The 16,456-nt window shown below is 42.6% G+C and carries 22 protein-coding genes; 17 read left to right on the top strand and 5 right to left on the bottom strand.

Annotated elements, in window-relative coordinates:
• Window positions 1–85: IS3 family transposase (locus tag WA325_RS20910; RefSeq protein ID WP_134980913.1), on the top strand; the 85-nt coding region annotated here is incomplete at its 5' end.
• A 60-nt stretch (window positions 86–145) separates the two neighbouring features.
• Here the strand turns inward: WA325_RS20910 and WA325_RS20905 are convergent.
• From WA325_RS20905 to WA325_RS20890, 4 genes are all read right to left on the bottom strand, one after another.
• Complete coding sequence (locus WA325_RS20905; protein ID WP_044156084.1) at window positions 146–610, bottom strand: YkyB family protein; 465 nt, start codon at window positions 608–610, stop codon at window positions 146–148.
• Between the two features lie 125 nt (window positions 611–735).
• Window positions 736–2,028, bottom strand: a complete 1,293-nt coding sequence (locus tag WA325_RS20900; protein ID WP_044156081.1) for an MFS transporter — start codon at window positions 2,026–2,028, stop codon at window positions 736–738.
• 75 nt (window positions 2,029–2,103) lie between these two features.
• Entirely contained in the window at window positions 2,104–2,598 is a 495-nt protein-coding gene (locus WA325_RS20895; RefSeq protein ID WP_336184153.1) for a L,D-transpeptidase family protein, read from the bottom strand.
• Window positions 2,599–2,655: 57 nt separating this feature from the next.
• Window positions 2,656–3,516, bottom strand: a complete 861-nt coding sequence (locus tag WA325_RS20890; RefSeq protein ID WP_336184151.1) for a metallophosphoesterase — start codon at window positions 3,514–3,516, stop codon at window positions 2,656–2,658.
• Window positions 3,517–3,660: 144 nt separating this feature from the next.
• Between WA325_RS20890 and fadH the strand changes: the two genes are divergently transcribed.
• The 14 genes from fadH (at window position 3,661) to WA325_RS20820 (ending at window position 14,131) form a co-directional block, all read left to right on the top strand.
• On the top strand, window positions 3,661–4,425 hold the full coding sequence (gene fadH, locus WA325_RS20885) for a 2,4-dienoyl-CoA reductase (protein ID WP_105955550.1): 765 nt from the start codon (window positions 3,661–3,663) through the stop codon (window positions 4,423–4,425).
• A gap of 63 nt (window positions 4,426–4,488) precedes the next feature.
• Window positions 4,489–5,712, top strand: coding sequence for an EAL domain-containing protein (locus tag WA325_RS20880; RefSeq protein WP_024121218.1), 1,224 nt, complete (start codon window positions 4,489–4,491; stop codon window positions 5,710–5,712).
• Window positions 5,713–5,981: 269 nt separating this feature from the next.
• Window positions 5,982–6,869: a manganese catalase family protein gene (locus WA325_RS20875; RefSeq protein ID WP_336184152.1), complete on the top strand. Its 888-nt coding sequence runs from the start codon at window positions 5,982–5,984 to the stop codon at window positions 6,867–6,869.
• A gap of 190 nt (window positions 6,870–7,059) precedes the next feature.
• A complete protein-coding gene (locus WA325_RS20870; protein WP_003218671.1) occupies window positions 7,060–7,299 on the top strand; it encodes a YkuJ family protein in 240 nt (79 codons plus the stop codon).
• 109 nt (window positions 7,300–7,408) lie between these two features.
• Window positions 7,409–7,927: a ribonuclease H-like YkuK family protein gene (locus WA325_RS20865; protein ID WP_024121220.1), complete on the top strand. Its 519-nt coding sequence runs from the start codon at window positions 7,409–7,411 to the stop codon at window positions 7,925–7,927.
• A 139-nt stretch (window positions 7,928–8,066) separates the two neighbouring features.
• Window positions 8,067–8,258 carry an AbrB antirepressor AbbA gene (gene abbA / locus WA325_RS20860; RefSeq protein ID WP_003218673.1) on the top strand — a complete coding sequence of 64 codons (192 nt, stop codon included), beginning with the start codon at window positions 8,067–8,069 and terminating at the stop codon, window positions 8,256–8,258.
• A gap of 138 nt (window positions 8,259–8,396) precedes the next feature.
• Window positions 8,397–8,840 carry a cyclic-di-AMP-binding protein CbpB gene (gene cbpB / locus WA325_RS20855; RefSeq protein ID WP_024121221.1) on the top strand — a complete coding sequence of 148 codons (444 nt, stop codon included), beginning with the start codon at window positions 8,397–8,399 and terminating at the stop codon, window positions 8,838–8,840.
• A gap of 146 nt (window positions 8,841–8,986) precedes the next feature.
• Entirely contained in the window at window positions 8,987–9,868 is an 882-nt protein-coding gene (gene ccpC, locus WA325_RS20850) for a transcriptional regulator CcpC (RefSeq protein WP_044156069.1), read from the top strand.
• 115 nt (window positions 9,869–9,983) lie between these two features.
• Window positions 9,984–10,460, top strand: a complete 477-nt coding sequence (locus tag WA325_RS20845; protein WP_105955554.1) for a flavodoxin — start codon at window positions 9,984–9,986, stop codon at window positions 10,458–10,460.
• Complete coding sequence (locus tag WA325_RS20840) at window positions 10,450–11,343, top strand: WD40/YVTN/BNR-like repeat-containing protein (RefSeq protein WP_336184150.1); 894 nt, start codon at window positions 10,450–10,452, stop codon at window positions 11,341–11,343. The genes WA325_RS20845 and WA325_RS20840 overlap by 11 nt, the downstream gene beginning before the upstream one ends.
• Window positions 11,344–11,358: 15 nt before the next feature.
• Complete coding sequence (locus tag WA325_RS20835; RefSeq protein ID WP_336184149.1) at window positions 11,359–11,814, top strand: flavodoxin; 456 nt, start codon at window positions 11,359–11,361, stop codon at window positions 11,812–11,814.
• Between the two features lie 105 nt (window positions 11,815–11,919).
• A complete protein-coding gene (dapD, locus tag WA325_RS20830; RefSeq protein ID WP_024121226.1) occupies window positions 11,920–12,630 on the top strand; it encodes a 2,3,4,5-tetrahydropyridine-2,6-dicarboxylate N-acetyltransferase in 711 nt (236 codons plus the stop codon).
• 70 nt (window positions 12,631–12,700) lie between these two features.
• A complete protein-coding gene (locus WA325_RS20825) occupies window positions 12,701–13,825 on the top strand; it encodes an N-acetyldiaminopimelate deacetylase (protein WP_336184148.1) in 1,125 nt (374 codons plus the stop codon).
• A 60-nt stretch (window positions 13,826–13,885) separates the two neighbouring features.
• Entirely contained in the window at window positions 13,886–14,131 is a 246-nt protein-coding gene (locus WA325_RS20820) for a YkuS family protein (RefSeq protein ID WP_010334064.1), read from the top strand.
• A 34-nt stretch (window positions 14,132–14,165) separates the two neighbouring features.
• Here the strand turns inward: WA325_RS20820 and WA325_RS20815 are convergent, their stop codons facing one another.
• Window positions 14,166–14,969: a mechanosensitive ion channel family protein gene (locus tag WA325_RS20815; protein WP_105955557.1), complete on the bottom strand. Its 804-nt coding sequence runs from the start codon at window positions 14,967–14,969 to the stop codon at window positions 14,166–14,168.
• A 244-nt stretch (window positions 14,970–15,213) separates the two neighbouring features.
• Between WA325_RS20815 and ahpA the strand changes: the two genes are divergently transcribed.
• Together ahpA and ykuV are read left to right on the top strand one after the other, a co-directional pair.
• Window positions 15,214–15,756 carry a biofilm-specific peroxidase AhpA gene (ahpA, locus tag WA325_RS20810; protein ID WP_010334066.1) on the top strand — a complete coding sequence of 181 codons (543 nt, stop codon included), beginning with the start codon at window positions 15,214–15,216 and terminating at the stop codon, window positions 15,754–15,756.
• An 81-nt stretch (window positions 15,757–15,837) separates the two neighbouring features.
• Window positions 15,838–16,296 carry a thiol-disulfide oxidoreductase YkuV gene (gene ykuV / locus WA325_RS20805; RefSeq protein ID WP_024121229.1) on the top strand — a complete coding sequence of 153 codons (459 nt, stop codon included), beginning with the start codon at window positions 15,838–15,840 and terminating at the stop codon, window positions 16,294–16,296.
• The last annotated feature ends 160 nt before the right edge of the window (window positions 16,297–16,456 follow it).

Genomic DNA, 16,456 nt, shown 5'->3' with positions numbered 1-16,456 from the left:
ATACATTTATTATTATAACAACATTCGTATTCAAACGAAACTAAACAGCCAATCACCGATAAGCTATCGGCAATTGGCTGTATAAAAGGTGTTTTGATCCCTGTCTCAAAAACGGGGGTCAGTCCCGTGGCATCGGCTTTTTTTATTAAAAATAACTCTCGCCGAGTTTCTTAAAGACAGGCTTATGATAAGCGGGCTGCTGGCGATTCGTCACAAGCGGCTTTTCTTTCATGCCGACGTATTCTTGCAATAGGTGTTTTGCTTTTGTTAAAGACATTTGAGCTTTTGGATTTCGGTACGACTGATTAAGTGTACCTAAATGCGGAAGATGTTCGAAGTCTTCTTTAGTTGGAGGCATGTGAAAATAGTAGTCTCCGATTGAGATAAGCACGTCCGATTGCTGTTGGCTGAACCTTGGATTTTTTGAAAAATGAAGCCCTATTTTCTTTCCTTTACCTTCTTTGACAAGCTTTTGCAAAGCCCGTTTTTTCAGTAGATATAGGTATTTAGGGTTGGGGGCGGTTTTTGCATGGCGGTTCACGGTGTAAACTGCTTTTGAAAGATTTTCTACGGTTGGCTGCAGATCTTTCGAGTATGCATGGTCGTCCATTATTTCTCTCCTTTGCTCTTATCAAATTTCTTATGATTAGATTATACTTTTTTAAGGTTGAAATGCAAATATTGAATGCAAAAATGCGCTTTTTCTATGGAAAAAAAGCGCATTTTCAACTTATATTATACAGATTTTGCTTTCTTTTTCGGCTGAGCCTGAAATGTTTCCTGTACATTCACTTCTACAGCCTGCGCACTGTATTTTGGCAGTGCAACAAAATAGAAAATGAAAACAGCTAAGATGAAAACGCCCATGCCGTAATACAGATAATCGATGTTTGATACGAACTTAGGGAATAACAGCGCCACTAAGCCAAGTGTCAAAGACTGCGCAAACATCATAAAAGGATCTTGCCAGCCGCTTACACGTCCCATCAGCTTCGGATGGACAATCTTAGGCATCCATCCCCCTATGGCGATGTTTACCGGACCGATGCACATCCCCAGTACAAAAGTAGTCGCGTAGTACACCCATAAAACTTTGGTGTAGCCAAGGACAAAAATCAGCAAGCCTGCAATTAAAATCGGTACCGACATTAAAAAGTGAGGTTTCACTTTTTTAGAGATTAACGTGCCGATCACACTTCCTGCCAAAAGCCCAAACCCGATTGCGATCGTAAATACGGATGTATGCCATTCATAACGGTCGGGGGCCAGTCCATACTTCATTGTAAACATTGGCAAAACAGCAAATCCTCCGTTTACAAAACCAAAAACAAAGAAACCGAAAATAAGAGAGGCCAGCAGCTTGTTTTTTAAAATGTAGACAATGCCTTCCTTAAAATCGTTTATCGAATCCTTGACGGAAGCTTGTCTCCAGTTAAATGTGCCGTTCGGCTGCCTGGCTTCTTTCGGAATCCGGCAGGTGCGGATAAGCAGGCCGGAAATAATAAAGCTGACAAAATCAAGAATAATCGCTCCATGAATTCCGATTGTGTTATACATAAAAGCACCGATTCCAACGCCAAATACCATAAAGATACTAAAAAGCATCTGATTAAGCCCGGCCGCTTTCGCATAATGCTCCTTCGGCAGGATGGCTTGTACTAAACTGTTTTCTGCAGGAAAGAAAAACTTGGTTACAGCGCTTCTGACAAACAAAATACAGAAAACAAGAGGAATATTGCCGGTAAATAAAGTGAAAAAAAGAACGACAGTCAGGGCGGCTCTGATCCAATCACAGTTTTCCGCGACTTTTTTTCTGTCAAACCGGTCCGCAACGACTCCCACAAGCAAAAACACAAATACTGTAGGAAGGGAATACATCAGTTCAGCCAAGGTTGTGTAAGAAGGCTGGCTGCTGAAGCGGTCCAGCAAGAAAAAAGCAAATGCCATGTTGCCTACTGTCGTGCCCATTTGAGAAGCGAGTGCTGCGAAAAATAGACGAACAAAATTACGATTTTTAAATATATCCATAAAAACGCTCCTTACCCTAAAGGTCCCACTTTATCATATTATAAACCGCCTGTTTTTGAAACAAATAAGAAAACATTACCGGTTAATCATGACTCTTGTTCCGTTTGGCACAATTGAAGCGAGTTCTAGAACATCTTTGTTATGCATGCGGATACAGCCTTTAGACACAGCCTTGCCAATCGAAGCGGGATTATTCGTTCCGTGTATTCCATAGTGCTGCCTTGAAAGGCTCAGCCAATAAGCGCCAAATGGGCCGCCGGGATTGCGTTGGCGGTTAATAATGTAGAACTCGCCAGTTGGTGTTTGTGTCAGTATTTTACCGACGGCGATCGGATAAGTTTTTATTACCTGATTATTTTGGTACAAAGTAAGGGTTTTAGCCCCAATAGAGACTACAATATGATATGGGATCGTATTTGGGTCCGGCAGACCGGGGATGACAATGCGCTGTCCGGCGATAACTCCTGATTGCAGCGATGGGTTGGCTTGAATCAAAGCAGCAGTGCTGATTCTGAAATCGGCCGCGATGCTGGTGAGTGTATCGCCTTGTTTAATCTGGTACGTAAGCAGTTTCCTCATCCTCCCTTTTTTATTTATAAGTATTGATGAGGAACCCATTCTGCTACATTAAGTTGTGCTTTTTAATGTAAAGACCGTGATTTCAGGTTTAGCCAGAAATCGCAAAGGCAGTCTCGTCATCCCGAGGCCGCGGTTCACATAAATATGAGTGTCGCCTGTTTGGTACATTCCTTCGGTATAGACTTTTCCATACGGGGGCGTAATAAGCGGTCCGTAGAAGGGCAGCTGGATCTGCCCGCCGTGTGTGTGTCCGGATAGCTGCAGATTGACAGGATATGTTTTTGTATTCAAGGCAGCATCAGGCTCATGGACGAGCAGAATGGAAAAAAGCCTCTCGCTTAGTTTCGATAGGGTGCCTTCATAATCGGGCTTGCCGAGCATTAAATCATCGAGCGCAGCGATCTCAATTTCGCTGCCGTCTGTGAGCGTCAATTTTTTATAGGCGTTGCGGAATACCGTAAAACCTCCTGATGACATCAGGCTTTTATAAGCATCGGTTCCATAGCCGCCGTGATCATGATTGCCGTAAACACAAAACTTGCCGAAGGGTGCTTGAAGCTTTCTCAAAAAAGGAATCATTGCCTGATAATGTTGATACGTATCAGGGTTATCGATAATATCACCGGTAAAAACAATTAAATCAGGCTTAGTTTCATTGATCGTCAGGATGACAGTTCTAAAGTCTTCAAGCGTAAAATAATCGCTTAAATGTGTATCACTGAACTGCACGATTTTAAAACCGTCAAATCCATGGGGAATGAGAGAGCTTTTAATCGTGTGTTTAGTAGTCTCAATCATATGCGGTTCCAGATAGCGGGCATAGCCATATCCCCCGCTGGCCGTTAAAACTCCGGCCGCAAAAACGCCGAGCGTTCCTTTTAAAAATTGTCTTCTGGACATCTTTTTCATTTCAAACCAACCTTTAGTAGAGTTTTTCTATTATATCACCTGTAACTTGAAAAAATCTCATCTCAGCATGTGCTGACAGCAGCTGGCATATAATGATAGAATAATATTGAATGAATACTCATTCATAACAGGAGGGATCATACAATGGAAAAAAAGGTTGTTATTATTACCGGCGGGTCAAGCGGCATGGGAAAAGCAATGGCAAAAAAACAGGCCGAATTGGGCTGGAATGTCATGATAACAGGGCGGAACCATGAAGCACTTGAAGAAACAAAAAAAGAAATTGAAACCTTTGAGGGCCAAGTTGCCTGTTTTCAAATGGATGTCCGTTCTGATTCTGGGGCAGCACAAATGGTTGCAGAAGCGTTACATGTGTTTGGGCGTCTTGATGCACTTATTAATAATGCGGCCGGCAATTTTATTTGCCCGGCAGAAAAGCTCACGCCCAATGGATGGAAAGCGGTAATTGAGATTGTATTAAATGGTACGTTTTTTTGCAGCCAAGCCGCAGCCAGGCACTGGATTGAGCATCAGCAGAGGGGTGTTATTCTAAATATGGCCGCCACATATGCGTGGGGAGCGGGAGCGGGGGTTGTTCATTCCGCTGCGGCAAAAGCTGGCGTATTGTCGCTCACTAGAACTCTTGCCGTAGAGTGGGGCAGTCAATACGGAATCCGCACAAACGCGATTGCACCCGGTCCAATTGAACGAACAGGCGGTGCAGAGAAGCTTTTTGAATCAGAAAAAGCGATGTCCCGAACGCTGAACAGTGTGCCGCTCGGCCGGCTCGGCACACCCGAGGAAATCGCCGCTTTGGCCGCGTTTATGCTTTCTGATGAAACGTCCTATATGAATGGGGAATGTGTCACTCTGGATGGGGGGCAATGGCTGAATCCTTATCCGTTTTAAAGCATATTAATCTTTGGATTCAATGTGGTATAATCAGACAAAGATAGAGAAGCAGGTGATAACATGTTGGATCCACTTGATATTTTAACGAACATTGATGATGTCCTCCCATATTACCAGGCGATTTTCAGTGCCGAGGAGCAGAAAATCGTCGGGTATGAGGTGCTGGGGCGTATATTGGCAGATTCAGAAATTCAAAGTCTCGGACCCTTTTTTTTAGATGCGGGGATACCCGAAGAATATAAGTTAGAGGTTGATAACAGAATTATCCGCCAGGCTCTTGACCGCTTTTTAGAAGCGGATTCTGATCTGCTGATTTTTATGAATCAGGATGCCAATCTTTTAATGCTTGATCACGGCGAAAGCTTTCTTGAGCTTCTGAAAGAATATGAAGCGAGAGGGATCGAACTTCATCGTTTCGTGCTTGAAATTACGGAGCACAATTTTGAAGGGGACATTGAGCAGCTTTACCATATGCTTGCCTACTATCGTACATACGGAATCAAAATTGCAGTTGATAATATCGGAAAAGAAAGCAGCAATCTGGACAGAATTGCGCTGCTATCGCCAGATTTGTTAAAAATCGATTTACAGGCGCTGAAAATCTCACAGCCATCTCCGTCTTATGAGCATGTGCTGTACAGCATTTCATTATTAGCAAGAAAAATCGGTGCGGCGCTGCTTTACGAAGATATTGAGGCGAATTTTCAGCTTCAATACGCATGGAGAAACGGCGGCCGCTATTTTCAGGGCTATTATTTGGTGTCCCCGTCAGAAACGTTTTTAGAGAGAGATGTATTGAAGCGAAGACTTAAGACAGAATTTCACCAATTTATTACACATGAGAAAAAGAAACTAGAAACCGTCTATGAGCACTCTGAACAGTTTTACAAACGGGTGCACCAAGCTGTTACATCATTGCGAAAAAACAGCCAGTCTCCGGATGATGATTTTATTAAAAAGCTGGCGGAAGAGCTGACGGATTGCAGCTTTAGAATTTATATCTGTGATGGAGAAGGCGATCAGCTGACTGGAAATGTTTTTAAACAAGACGGAGAATGGATTTACCAGCCGGAGTATACGGAGAAGAACTGGAGCTGGCGTCCTTATTTTCTGGAGAACATCATGAGAATGAGAAACCTCAGAAAAGGGTTTTTCAGTGATTTGTACAGCGATTTGGAAACAGGCGAAATGATCAGAACGTTTTCATATCCGATGGATGATCAAATATATTTATTTATAGACCTGCCGTATTCTTATTTATATGAGCAGGATGGATTGATTTAAACGGCTGAAGAGCCGTTTTTTTTATGAATTGAAAAAAATATCAAAAAACAATTGACATTGATAATGAGAATCATTATCATTTAATTATAGAGAGAAGCTACTCTCTGTTCCCCAACCCCTCTATCAGATCAAGATCCGAAAAGCTTGGCGCTACCCCCGCCAAGTTTTTTATTTGTCAACGCATAAGACAATCCATAGAAACAATAAACCTTATTAGTGGTAAACAACGGCACTAGGAGGTAAAAACATGTTAAAAAAGGAGCAACAGACTGCTTATTGACCTTCCAACCCCAGAACATCCTGACCCAAATGCGGCAGCGGCGGTTCAAGAGCTGTTAGGCGGCAAATTTGGTGAAATGTCCACTCTCAATAATTATATGTTCCAGTCCTTTAACTTTCGCAGCAAGAAAAAATTAAAACCGTTTTACGATCTCGTATCAAGCATTACCGCTGAAGAATTTGGCCATGTTGAGCTTGTGTCTAATACGATATCCTTAATGCTGACAGGTTCGACATTTAAAGGTGATCCCGACGTTACACCGATGAGAGATGCAAAAAATAAACGAAATTCCCAGCATTTTATTGAAACGGCTCAAACGTCTTATCCATTTGATTCGATGGGGAAAGCCTGGACCGGTGAAAATGTGTTTAACAGCGGAAATCTGGTGCTGGATTTGCTCCATAACTTTTTCCTGGAGTGCGGCGCCCGAACTCACAAAATGAGAGTGTATGAAATGACTGATCATCCGGTGGCCAGAGAAATGATCGGTTATTTGCTCGTGCGCGGCGGCGTTCATATCGTGGCGTATGCCAAAGCGCTTGAGATTGCGACCGGCGTAAATATCGGCAAAATGCTTCCGATCCCGAATCTTGATAATAAACATTTTGATACAGCCAGAAAATTCGAAGAGCAGGGAATTCATACGAAGCTGTATACATTCAGTGATACGGATTACAAGGATATCAATAAAATCTGGAAAGGTGAGCATCCGATAGACGGCAGTGAGCTTCATGTCATTGAGGGAAGCCCTAAGGGAGCGCCCGTTCCTGATTTCAGAGAAGTGCCGGAGGAATTTGCTCCCGGGATTTCAAAAGAGGATTTTGACGAAATTGCAAAAAGGCTGTTGGATTCTGCCGGAATATCAAAAAAATCATAATTGTGTGTATGACATTCCAAAAAAAGCCTCAAACTACGTAAAAATAGTTTTTTCACTTTTTTTCTTTTCTTAAATTCAGCAGGGAAAATGCCATCCTGTCCGACTTTATGGTATGATGCTCAATAGAACTTGTATTATAATAAATACTTGTTGATTTGAAGTTGTTTTTTGAAAGGAGTCTTTTTTTAGAATGTCACAATTAATGGGTATCATCACACGGCTGCAAAGTCTGCAAGAAACGGCGGAAGCGGCTAACGAGCCAATGCAGCGCTACTTCGAAGTAAATGGTGAGAAAATATGCAGTGTTAAATATTTCGAAAAAAATCAAACGTTTGAACTGACGGTTTTCCAAAAAGGTGAAAAGCCGAACACATATCCGTTTGATAATATCGACATGGTTTCAATCGAAATCTTTGAACTTCTGCAGTAAGACTCTTGATATAGGGGAAACAAGCTTTCGCTTTGCAGCATGTAATCGAAATAAACGGTAAGGAACATACTTGTTTCATGGTTGTAAATCCTTGAAAAGGGGTGTCGTCATGGCCGATTCTTTTCTGTTTTATAATCTTTCAGAAGCACAGATGACCTTTCAAGATGTGATGGAGCGGCTTAAAGCCTTTATTCGAAGGGATCCCCGTTCTTCATACGTGTTATCGATCGGAACCGATTCACAGGTTTATCGTGATTACACAAAGTTTATTACTGCATTACATTTGCATCGTACAGGCAAGGGAGCTTGGGGCTGCTTGAAAAACCACGCAGTCGACAGACCCATACATAGCCTTCGTGAAAAGATTTCGTTAGAAACGGCGTACAGTCAAGAAACAGCCGCCTATATTCTGGATGGACACTTGATGGATATTACCGATCTGCTCCTGCCCTTTACAGGCGAAGGGGCGGATCTTACATTTGAGGTTCACTTGGATATTGGGAAAAAAGGGCTTACAAAAGAACTGATTCAAGAAATGACAGGGCGCATTACTTCAATGGGGATTGAGGCTAAAATCAAACCGGATTCATACACAGCCTTCAGCTATGCAAATCGTTTCACAAAATAATTCCGGCTCGCAAGCCGAGGGAAATGTCGAATTATGCGGTTGACGATTGTTTTCTGATTACTTATTCTAGCGGTAGAGCTGAAAGTGAGTTTTCTTGCTTTCAGAGGTATTCAGTATAAAACAGGGGGCCTGATTACGAATGAGTCTTATCGGTGAACGATTTACAGAAGAAGAACAAAAACTTCTGCTGAATATCCTGATCAACCATGAGTATGCTATCGAGCTTTTAAGCAGTGAGATCAACGATATAGAGACAGGAACCAAAAACGTTGACGGAACCACCTACAAAAAACTTGTAACGCTATACGACCGATTTCGATTTGAAAATTAATGGCACACCTTATAATTGATACTCCTCCAAAGAGTATCTTTTTTATTGAAGGAAACTTTTCGACAAATACTGATAAAGTTTATATTATTGTAGTATAGGGAATGTATGTGTTGATGAAAATGAAAAGGGGTCGAAAACATGATAAGCTTGCAATCAGATCAGCTTCTTGAGGCAACAGTCGGACAATTTATGATTGAGGCGGACAAAGTAGCGCACGTTCAAGTTGGGAACAACCTGGAGCACGCTTTATTAGTGCTGACAAAAACAGGGTACACAGCCATCCCGGTGCTGGATGCGTCATATCGTTTACACGGCTTAATAGGAACCAATATGATCATGAACAGCATTTTTGGTCTTGAAAGAATTGAATTTGAAAAGCTTGACCAAATTACCGTTGAGGAAGTTATGCTGACTGATATTCCGCGTCTTCATATAAATGATCCGATTATCAAAGGATTCAGCATGGTCATTGATAACGGGTTTGTTTGCGTTGAAAATGATGATCAGGTCTTTGAGGGGATTTTCACAAGAAGAGTGGTTTTGAAGGAATTGAATAAGCATATTCGCTCATTGAACAAGTAGGCTGCTCAGCCTATTTTTTATTCTATTTGCAGAGCAATAAAGAAAGCGCATACATAAATTAGGGTGAAAAGGACTTGAATCATAAACTAAGATTTTATTAGAATAGAAGATAAGAAAAACTTATTGATGATAAAAAGGAGGACGACATGCAGCTTCAAGAGCTTCATATGCTCGTAGTTTTAGCTGAGGAGTTAAATATGAGAAAGGCGGCGGAACGGCTTTTTGTATCCCAGCCGGCTTTATCTCAGCGTTTACAAACCATTGAAAAGGCGTGGGGGACAAAGATATTTTTAAGATCCCAAAAAGGATTGACGGTAACACCGGCCGGAGAGAAAATCATTCAGTTTGCGAATGACGTTACGTTAGAGCAGGACAGAATTAGAGAAAATATCGATGAGCTCGAAGGAGAAATTCACGGCACACTGAAGCTTGCCGTCGCCTCCATCATCGGCCAGCATTGGCTTCCAAAAGTTCTAAAAACGTATGTGGAAAAGTATCCGAATGCAAAGGTCTCGCTCATTACCGGCTGGAGCAGCGAAATGCTGAAAAGCCTTTATGAGGATCAGGTTCATATTGGCATTATTAGAGGAAACCCCGAGTGGAAAGGCCGCAAAGACTATTTAATGACAGACCATCTGTATTTAGTCGACACTGAAATCTCTTGTATAGAAGATATTGCTCATACAGAACGGCCGTTTATCCAATTTAAAAGCGACAGCACTTATTTTCAGGAGATTCAGCATTGGTGGCATCAAAAATTTAAAACGTCGCCAAAACAGACTATATTGGTTGATCAGATTGAAACGTGCAAACAGATGGCGCTGCACGGGATCGGATATGCGATTTTGCCGTCTGTTACCCTTCAGAACGAAGACAAAGTCAATAAAATGCCTCTGTTAGACGTGAAAGGCAATCCTATCGGGCGGGATACCTGGTTATTAGGCTATGAACCTGCTTTTGAACTGAAGCAAGTTCAAGCTTTTGTTTCAGTTGTAAAGGAGATGCTTGATCAAGAGCATCCATTTTAAGAGAAAAGACAGCAAAAGGCTGTCTTTTTTTATTTATATATTGACAATGAAAATCATTATCATTTAAAGTGATACATATGATATTGAAAATCATTATCAATTATGAGGTGATAACATGGCAAAAGCCTTGATTACATATGCCAGCATGTCAGGAAATACCGAAGACATTGCCGGAATTATAAAAGATACGCTGCAGGAATATGGTCTAGACATTGATTGCATCGATATGGATGACGCGGAGGCATCGGCTCTGACTTCTTATGATTATGTGCTCATTGGCACCTACACATGGGGAGATGGCGATTTGCCTTACGAAGCAGAGGACTTTTTCGAAGAGGTTCAGCAGCTCCAGCTGAACGGTTTGAAAACAGCTTGCTTCGGCTCGGGGGATTACTCTTATCCAAAGTTTTGCGAAGCTGTCAATTTGTTCAGTGACATGCTGCAAGAGGCGGGAGCTGCTGTCTATCAAGAAACACTTAAAATTGAGCTTGCCCCTGAAACGGATGATGACGTGGAAAGCTGCAGAGAATTTGCAAGAGGTTTTCTTGCATGGGCAGACTTTGTGAACAAGGGAAAAAGCCATGTTTCATAAAGGGGCGACAGCTGTTGCGGCATCGGCGTTTTCTGGCTATTTTGTGGCAGTGAAAAGAGAAGGCATTTTTCATTATTCTTTGGAACAAGGCTGGAAAAAGCTTTTTCGTTTAAAAGCGAAAATACACTGCATCAGTTACATCGGTCCTTACTTATTCGGTGTCGGTGAAAAGGGAACGATCATTCGTTCATCTGACGAAGGGAAAAGCTGGACGATGTCGAGCTTCCCGACAAATGCGACAGTGTGGTCGATTACCGGCAGGAATGATGGATTTGTTTGCGCCCATGGCAAGCATTGCATTTATGTATCAGAAGACTTCGGTATTTCGTGGCGGGTTGCCAAACCCTTTGCGGAATTTGAACATCCGCCTGTTATCCGTTCACTGTGTCTGCATGGCGGGAATCTTTATATTGGTACACAGATACACGAATGTTTCGGAGGGATTTGGGCTTACGATTTCAAACAAGGCGCTGTCCGCATGGTAAAAAAAGAAGACAGCCGTATGACGGCATCCATGCTTGTGTTCGATGAAAAATGGCTGGTTGCTGCAATGGGCTCTGCAAAAGGAAAGCGCGGAGCCGTCACTGCACAACATATTTTAACGGCTGAAGAAGTCACGATACATTCCAGCATGATCAAAAAAGAAGAATCGTTTCTTGATATTTCAGAGGATGATGGCATTATTTATGTCACAACGGCTCAAGACGAAAATGGCTATTCGAGGATTTATCAGGCTGATCTTGAGGCCCGAGAGCTAAAATGGTTCGATACCATTAAAGGTCATGGATGGAGAGTCGCCAATCAAAAAGAAAATTTCTTTTGTGCAGGCTTGTATGAATGTAAATTTGTCCAGCCGTACGAAGTTTCAGCAATGATTCATTAGAGGAGGAATACGGAATTGGGGAAGATTTTGCTGGTTTACGCAACGATGTCAGGCAACACAGAAGCCATGGCTGATTTGATTGAAAAGGGGCTTCAGGAGGCGGAAGCGGAAGTAGATCGATTTGAAGCGATGGACATTGATGATGCCGAGCTGTTTAATGATTATGAACATATCATCTTAGGAACCTATACATGGGGAGACGGTGATCTGCCTGACGAATTTCTTGACCTTGCCGAAGAAATGGAAGCCCTTGACTTTGCCGGAAAAACATGCGCCGTTTTCGGTTCCGGTGATACAGCATATGAATATTTCTGCGGTGCTGTAGATACGCTTGAAGAGAAAATAAAAGAACGAGGCGGCGAAATTGTGCTTCCTTCCGTAAAGGTTGAAATGAATCCTGAAGGGGAAGAAGAAGAAGTATTAAAGGAATTCGGCAGACAATTTGCCAGAAAAAGCGGCTGTGCTGTCTGATAGATGCAAAGGGAACTGCCGAGCGGGTGTTTCCTTTTTTTCTTGTCTTTGTATCTTTCCTTTGATACAGTAATGAGGTAGAAAATCAGGAGGAGGACTATACATATGAAAATGATGGACGCAAATGAAATTATTTCATTTATACAAAATAGCACAAAATCTACACCTGTAAAGGTTTATGTAAAAGGTGAGCTGGAAGGAATCAATTTCGGTGAATCTGCGAAAGCTTTTCTAAATGGAAACACTGGTGTTGTTTTCGGTGAATGGAGCGAAATCAAAACAGCAATTGAAGAAAACCAAAGCAAAATCGAAGATTACGTGGTAGAAAATGACCGCCGCAACTCGGCGATTCCTATGCTTGATCTTAAAGATGTCAAAGCGCGCATCGAGCCGGGTGCGATCATCCGCGACCAAGTTGAAATCGGCGATAACGCAGTCATCATGATGGGGGCTTCTATCAATATCGGATCAGTTATCGGAGAAGGTACAATGATCGATATGAACGTTGTTCTTGGCGGACGAGCTACTGTCGGTAAAAACTGTCACATCGGTGCGGGTTCTGTGCTTGCGGGCGTTATTGAGCCGCCATCCGCTAAACCGGTTGTCATTGAAGACGACGTTGTGATCGGTGCAAATGCTGTCGTACTCGAAGGTGTAACAGTCGGTAAAGGAGCTGTTGTCGCTGCGGGAGCGATCGTAGTGAACGATGTTGAGCCATACACAGTTGTTGCGGGAACACCTGCTAAGAAAATCAAAGATATCGATGAGAAAACAAAAGGCAAAACCGAAATCAAGCAGGAATTACGCCAGCTGTAAGGAATGATTTGATCAAAAAGGCGTGGATGATATATCCACGCCTTATTCGTATAGGCAGGAGGAAATGAAAATGAAGAAAGAGGAGCTCATTGCGATTCGCAGAGATCTGCACCGTATTCCTGAGCTTGGATTTCAGGAATTCAAAACACAGCAATATTTATTAAACGTCTTGGAGCAATATCCGAAAGACAGAATTGAAATTGAGAAATGGAGAACCGGGCTTTTTGTAAAAGTGAACGGAACAGCGCCGGACAAAATGCTCGGATACCGAGCGGACATTGACGCGCTTTCAATCGAAGAGCAGACAGGCCTGCCGTTTTCATCAGAGCATCACGGCAAAATGCACGCCTGCGGACATGATTTGCATATGACGATAGCGCTGGGCATCATCGACCACTTTGTTCATCACCCTGTTAAGCATGATCTGCTCTTTTTATTTCAGCCGGCAGAGGAAGGGCCAGGCGGAGCGGAACCGATGCTTGAGAGCGACGTCTTAAAAAAGTGGCAGCCTGATCTCATTACTGCGCTTCATATTGCTCCAGAGCTTCCGGTCGGCACCATCGCGACAAAAAGCGGTTTGCTTTTTGCGAATACATCAGAGCTTGTCATTGACCTGGAAGGCAAAGGGGGGCATGCCGCTTATCCGCACTTAGCTGAGGATATGGTTGTAGCGGCAAGCACTCTCGTTACTCAATTGCAAACGATCATCTCCAGAAACACAGACCCGCTGGACAGCGCTGTGATTACTATCGGTACGATTACGGGCGGCTCCGCGCAAAATATCATTGCGCAAACAGCTCACCTGGAAGGCACAATCCGCACGCTTTCTGAAGAATCCATGAAGCAGGTAAAGGAACGGATCGAAGATTTAGTGAAGGGAATCGAAATCGGCTTCCGCTGTAAAGGAAAAGTGACGTATCCGTCTGTGTATCACCAAGTTTACAATACAAGCGGGCTCACAGAGGAGTTTATGTCTTTTGTTGCTGAGCAAAAATTGGCACAAGTAATCGAAGCAAAAGAAGCGATGACCGGAGAGGATTTTGGCTACATGCTGAAAAAATATCCGGGTTTCATGTTCTGGCTCGGCGCTGATTCCGCGCACGGACTCCATCATGCAAAGCTGAATCCTGATGAAAATGCGATCGAAACAGCGGTTAACGTGATGACAGGTTATTTTTCTGTTTATGCCAATTAAGTACAATGGAAAGAATAAAATGCCATATGATGAGCACCCTATTTAACGGAGGTGTTCTTTATGACAAAAAAAATAGGAATTGAACAGTCGTTATCAGATGTAGAAGCTGCATTAAGAGAAAAAGGATATGACGTTGTCATGATGAAAAGTCCTGCAGATGCAAAAGGCTGTGACTGCTGTGTTGTAACAGGGCTAGACAACAATGTGCAAGGTATTGCCGATACAGTAACACAAGCACCAGTCATTACAGCTTCCGGGATGACTGCTGAAGAAATTTGCAGCGAAGTTGAAAGCAGAATTCAGTAAAGTAAAAACCGAAGCAAAAGCTTCGGTTCTTTTGTTATTCTGTTTCTTTAGGAAAAGCGCGGTCGAGTGCGGTTTTTATTTCTTTTCTCAGCACTCGTTCGACCCGCCACTGTTCCATATTTTCTGTTTTGGCAATGACTCTGATCACAAATTCAGAGGTTCCCAGCTCTTGAATGCCAATGACATTAGGACCCTCTTTTATTTGCGGAAGAGCAGCTGCCGTTTCGTCACATACATGTTGTAAGATGTGAATGGTTTCATCGAGGTTTCTTTCAGCCGGGACTTTAATATCAACCAGCGCCTGCATCGTTCCGCGGGAATGGTTGCTTACATTTGTGATGTTCCGGTTCGGAATGTAATGCAGTGTGCCGTCAAAGCTGCGGATTTGGGTCGTTCTTAAACCGACCTGCTCCACAATTCCGTCAAAAGTCGCAACGGTTATATAATCTCCGACATCCAATTGTTTTTCAAGCAGAATAAAAAAACCTGTCACGATGTCGCTGACAAGGCCTTGGGCGCCAAAACCGACCGCCAGACCTACGATTCCCGCACCTGCTAAAAGAGCGCTCGGGTCGTAATGAAACAAATCCAGAACCATAACGAAAAAAATAAAAATCAATATGTAAGCAAATACGTTAAGTGTCAGGCTTCGGAGCGTGTGAGCGCGTCCGATAGACAGGCTGTTTTGGGCTTCAAATTTTGCAAATAGATGTTTAATAATTCTCATGCCTACAGATCGAACGATAAAATAGAGGCAAATCATAATGACGAGCTTAATGAGTAAAACACCCGCACTGGTTACAAGACCTGCCCAATCATACTCTGTAATAAAATCCATGTTGGAGCTTCCTTTCTGAATGTGTTGCAGCATGTTAAAGTTTGTTTCCCTATACATGAACATGTTAAACTTTTTACCGTAAAATGTCGAAGGCAAAGACATGTATTCTTTGTTAAAAATTGACTGGGAAAATGCGGTTCGATATAATGGTCATTGTGAGGTTATTGACGAAATAAGGAATATTTTCCTTTGTTTTCTTGTCCATCTGGCTTTTAAAGCCAAACTATCAATTGGAGGGATACATATGGCAGAACGTATGGTAGGTAAACAAGCTCCTCGTTTTGAAATGGAAGCAGTCCTTGCAAATAAGGAATTTGGCAAAGTAAGTCTTGAAGAAAACATGAAAAACGACAAATGGACAGTTCTTTTCTTCTATCCAATGGACTTTACTTTTGTCTGTCCGACAGAAATTACAGCGATGTCTGACCGTTATGACGAATTCGAAGATCTTGATGCTGAAGTGATCGGCGTTTCAACTGATACAATCCATACTCACTTGGCGTGGATCAACACAGACCGTAAAGAAAATGGTCTTGGTCAGCTGAAATATCCGCTTGCTGCTGATACTAACCATGAAGTATCCCGTGAATATGGCGTTTTAATTGAAGAAGAAGGCGTTGCACTTCGCGGATTGTTTATTATCAATCCTGAAGGCGAGCTACAATATCAAACGGTTTTCCATAACAACATCGGCCGTGACGTTGATGAAACGCTTCGAGTACTTCAAGCACTTCAAACAGGCGGACTATGCCCGGCTAACTGGAAACCAGGTCAAAAAACACTTTAATTCTTTTTGAGAACGAAAGAAAAAGGTCTAACAATTCGTTAGGCCTTTTTGACTCTTACTGCTCACTAGGAGGGAAAAGCGATGAAATTACGTCAGCCAATGCCTGAATTGACAGGAGAAAAAGCTTGGTTCAATGGTGAAGTAACAAAAGAACAACTGATTGGAGAAAAACCGACACTTATTCATTTCTGGTCCATCAGCTGCCACCTGTGCAAAGAAGCAATGCCGCAGGTGAATGAATTCCGGGACAAATATCAAGACAAGCTGAACGTTGTAGCTGTTCATATGCCTCGTTCCGAAGATGACCTGGATCTCGACAAAATCAAAGAAGTTGCTGCTGAACATGACATTACTCAGCCTATTTTTGTTGACAGCGACCACGCCTTAACCGACGCATTTGAAAACGAGTATGTGCCTGCGTACTATGTGTTTGATAAAACCGGACAGCTTCGTCATTTTCAAGCCGGCGGCAGCGGCATGAAAATGCTTGAAAAACGTGTGAACCGCGTTCTGGCTGAAACAGAACAAGAAGCTGAATAATTGTGCGCAAATTAAAAACCTGATGTAATCAGGTTCAGGCTGTCGAGAAAATCTCGACAGCCTTTATTTTTTCTTAAAATATCCATTCTCATGTAATAAAATAAAAGAAAGACTTACAAGGACGGTGTCTTTCTCATGTTGCACACAAGAAATTCTTCTC

The organism is Bacillus sp. 205(2023) (assembly GCF_037027485.1).
Classification (GTDB): domain Bacteria; phylum Bacillota; class Bacilli; order Bacillales; family Bacillaceae; genus Bacillus; species Bacillus halotolerans.
The sequence above is the reverse complement of the archived record's forward strand: the minus strand, read 5'-3'. Positions and strand labels throughout refer to the sequence as shown.

Coding starts and splice junctions, on each gene's coding strand:
- ykuV (WP_024121229.1), top strand. CDS start 15,838: ATGAAATTACGTCAGCCAATGCCTGAATTGACAGGAGAAAAAGCTTGG.
- WA325_RS20820 (WP_010334064.1), top strand. CDS start 13,886: ATGACAAAAAAAATAGGAATTGAACAGTCGTTATCAGATGTAGAAGCT.
- WA325_RS20905 (WP_044156084.1), bottom strand. CDS start 610: ATGGACGACCATGCATACTCGAAAGATCTGCAGCCAACCGTAGAAAAT.
- abbA (WP_003218673.1), top strand. CDS start 8,067: ATGAGTCTTATCGGTGAACGATTTACAGAAGAAGAACAAAAACTTCTG.
- fadH (WP_105955550.1), top strand. CDS start 3,661: ATGGAAAAAAAGGTTGTTATTATTACCGGCGGGTCAAGCGGCATGGGA.
- WA325_RS20815 (WP_105955557.1), bottom strand. CDS start 14,969: ATGGATTTTATTACAGAGTATGATTGGGCAGGTCTTGTAACCAGTGCG.
- WA325_RS20870 (WP_003218671.1), top strand. CDS start 7,060: ATGTCACAATTAATGGGTATCATCACACGGCTGCAAAGTCTGCAAGAA.
- WA325_RS20865 (WP_024121220.1), top strand. CDS start 7,409: ATGGCCGATTCTTTTCTGTTTTATAATCTTTCAGAAGCACAGATGACC.
- WA325_RS20840 (WP_336184150.1), top strand. CDS start 10,450: ATGTTTCATAAAGGGGCGACAGCTGTTGCGGCATCGGCGTTTTCTGGC.
- ahpA (WP_010334066.1), top strand. CDS start 15,214: ATGGCAGAACGTATGGTAGGTAAACAAGCTCCTCGTTTTGAAATGGAA.
- WA325_RS20845 (WP_105955554.1), top strand. CDS start 9,984: ATGGCAAAAGCCTTGATTACATATGCCAGCATGTCAGGAAATACCGAA.
- WA325_RS20900 (WP_044156081.1), bottom strand. CDS start 2,028: ATGGATATATTTAAAAATCGTAATTTTGTTCGTCTATTTTTCGCAGCA.
- ccpC (WP_044156069.1), top strand. CDS start 8,987: ATGCAGCTTCAAGAGCTTCATATGCTCGTAGTTTTAGCTGAGGAGTTA.
- cbpB (WP_024121221.1), top strand. CDS start 8,397: ATGATAAGCTTGCAATCAGATCAGCTTCTTGAGGCAACAGTCGGACAA.
- WA325_RS20890 (WP_336184151.1), bottom strand. CDS start 3,516: ATGAAAAAGATGTCCAGAAGACAATTTTTAAAAGGAACGCTCGGCGTT.
- WA325_RS20825 (WP_336184148.1), top strand. CDS start 12,701: ATGAAGAAAGAGGAGCTCATTGCGATTCGCAGAGATCTGCACCGTATT.
- WA325_RS20880 (WP_024121218.1), top strand. CDS start 4,489: ATGTTGGATCCACTTGATATTTTAACGAACATTGATGATGTCCTCCCA.
- dapD (WP_024121226.1), top strand. CDS start 11,920: ATGAAAATGATGGACGCAAATGAAATTATTTCATTTATACAAAATAGC.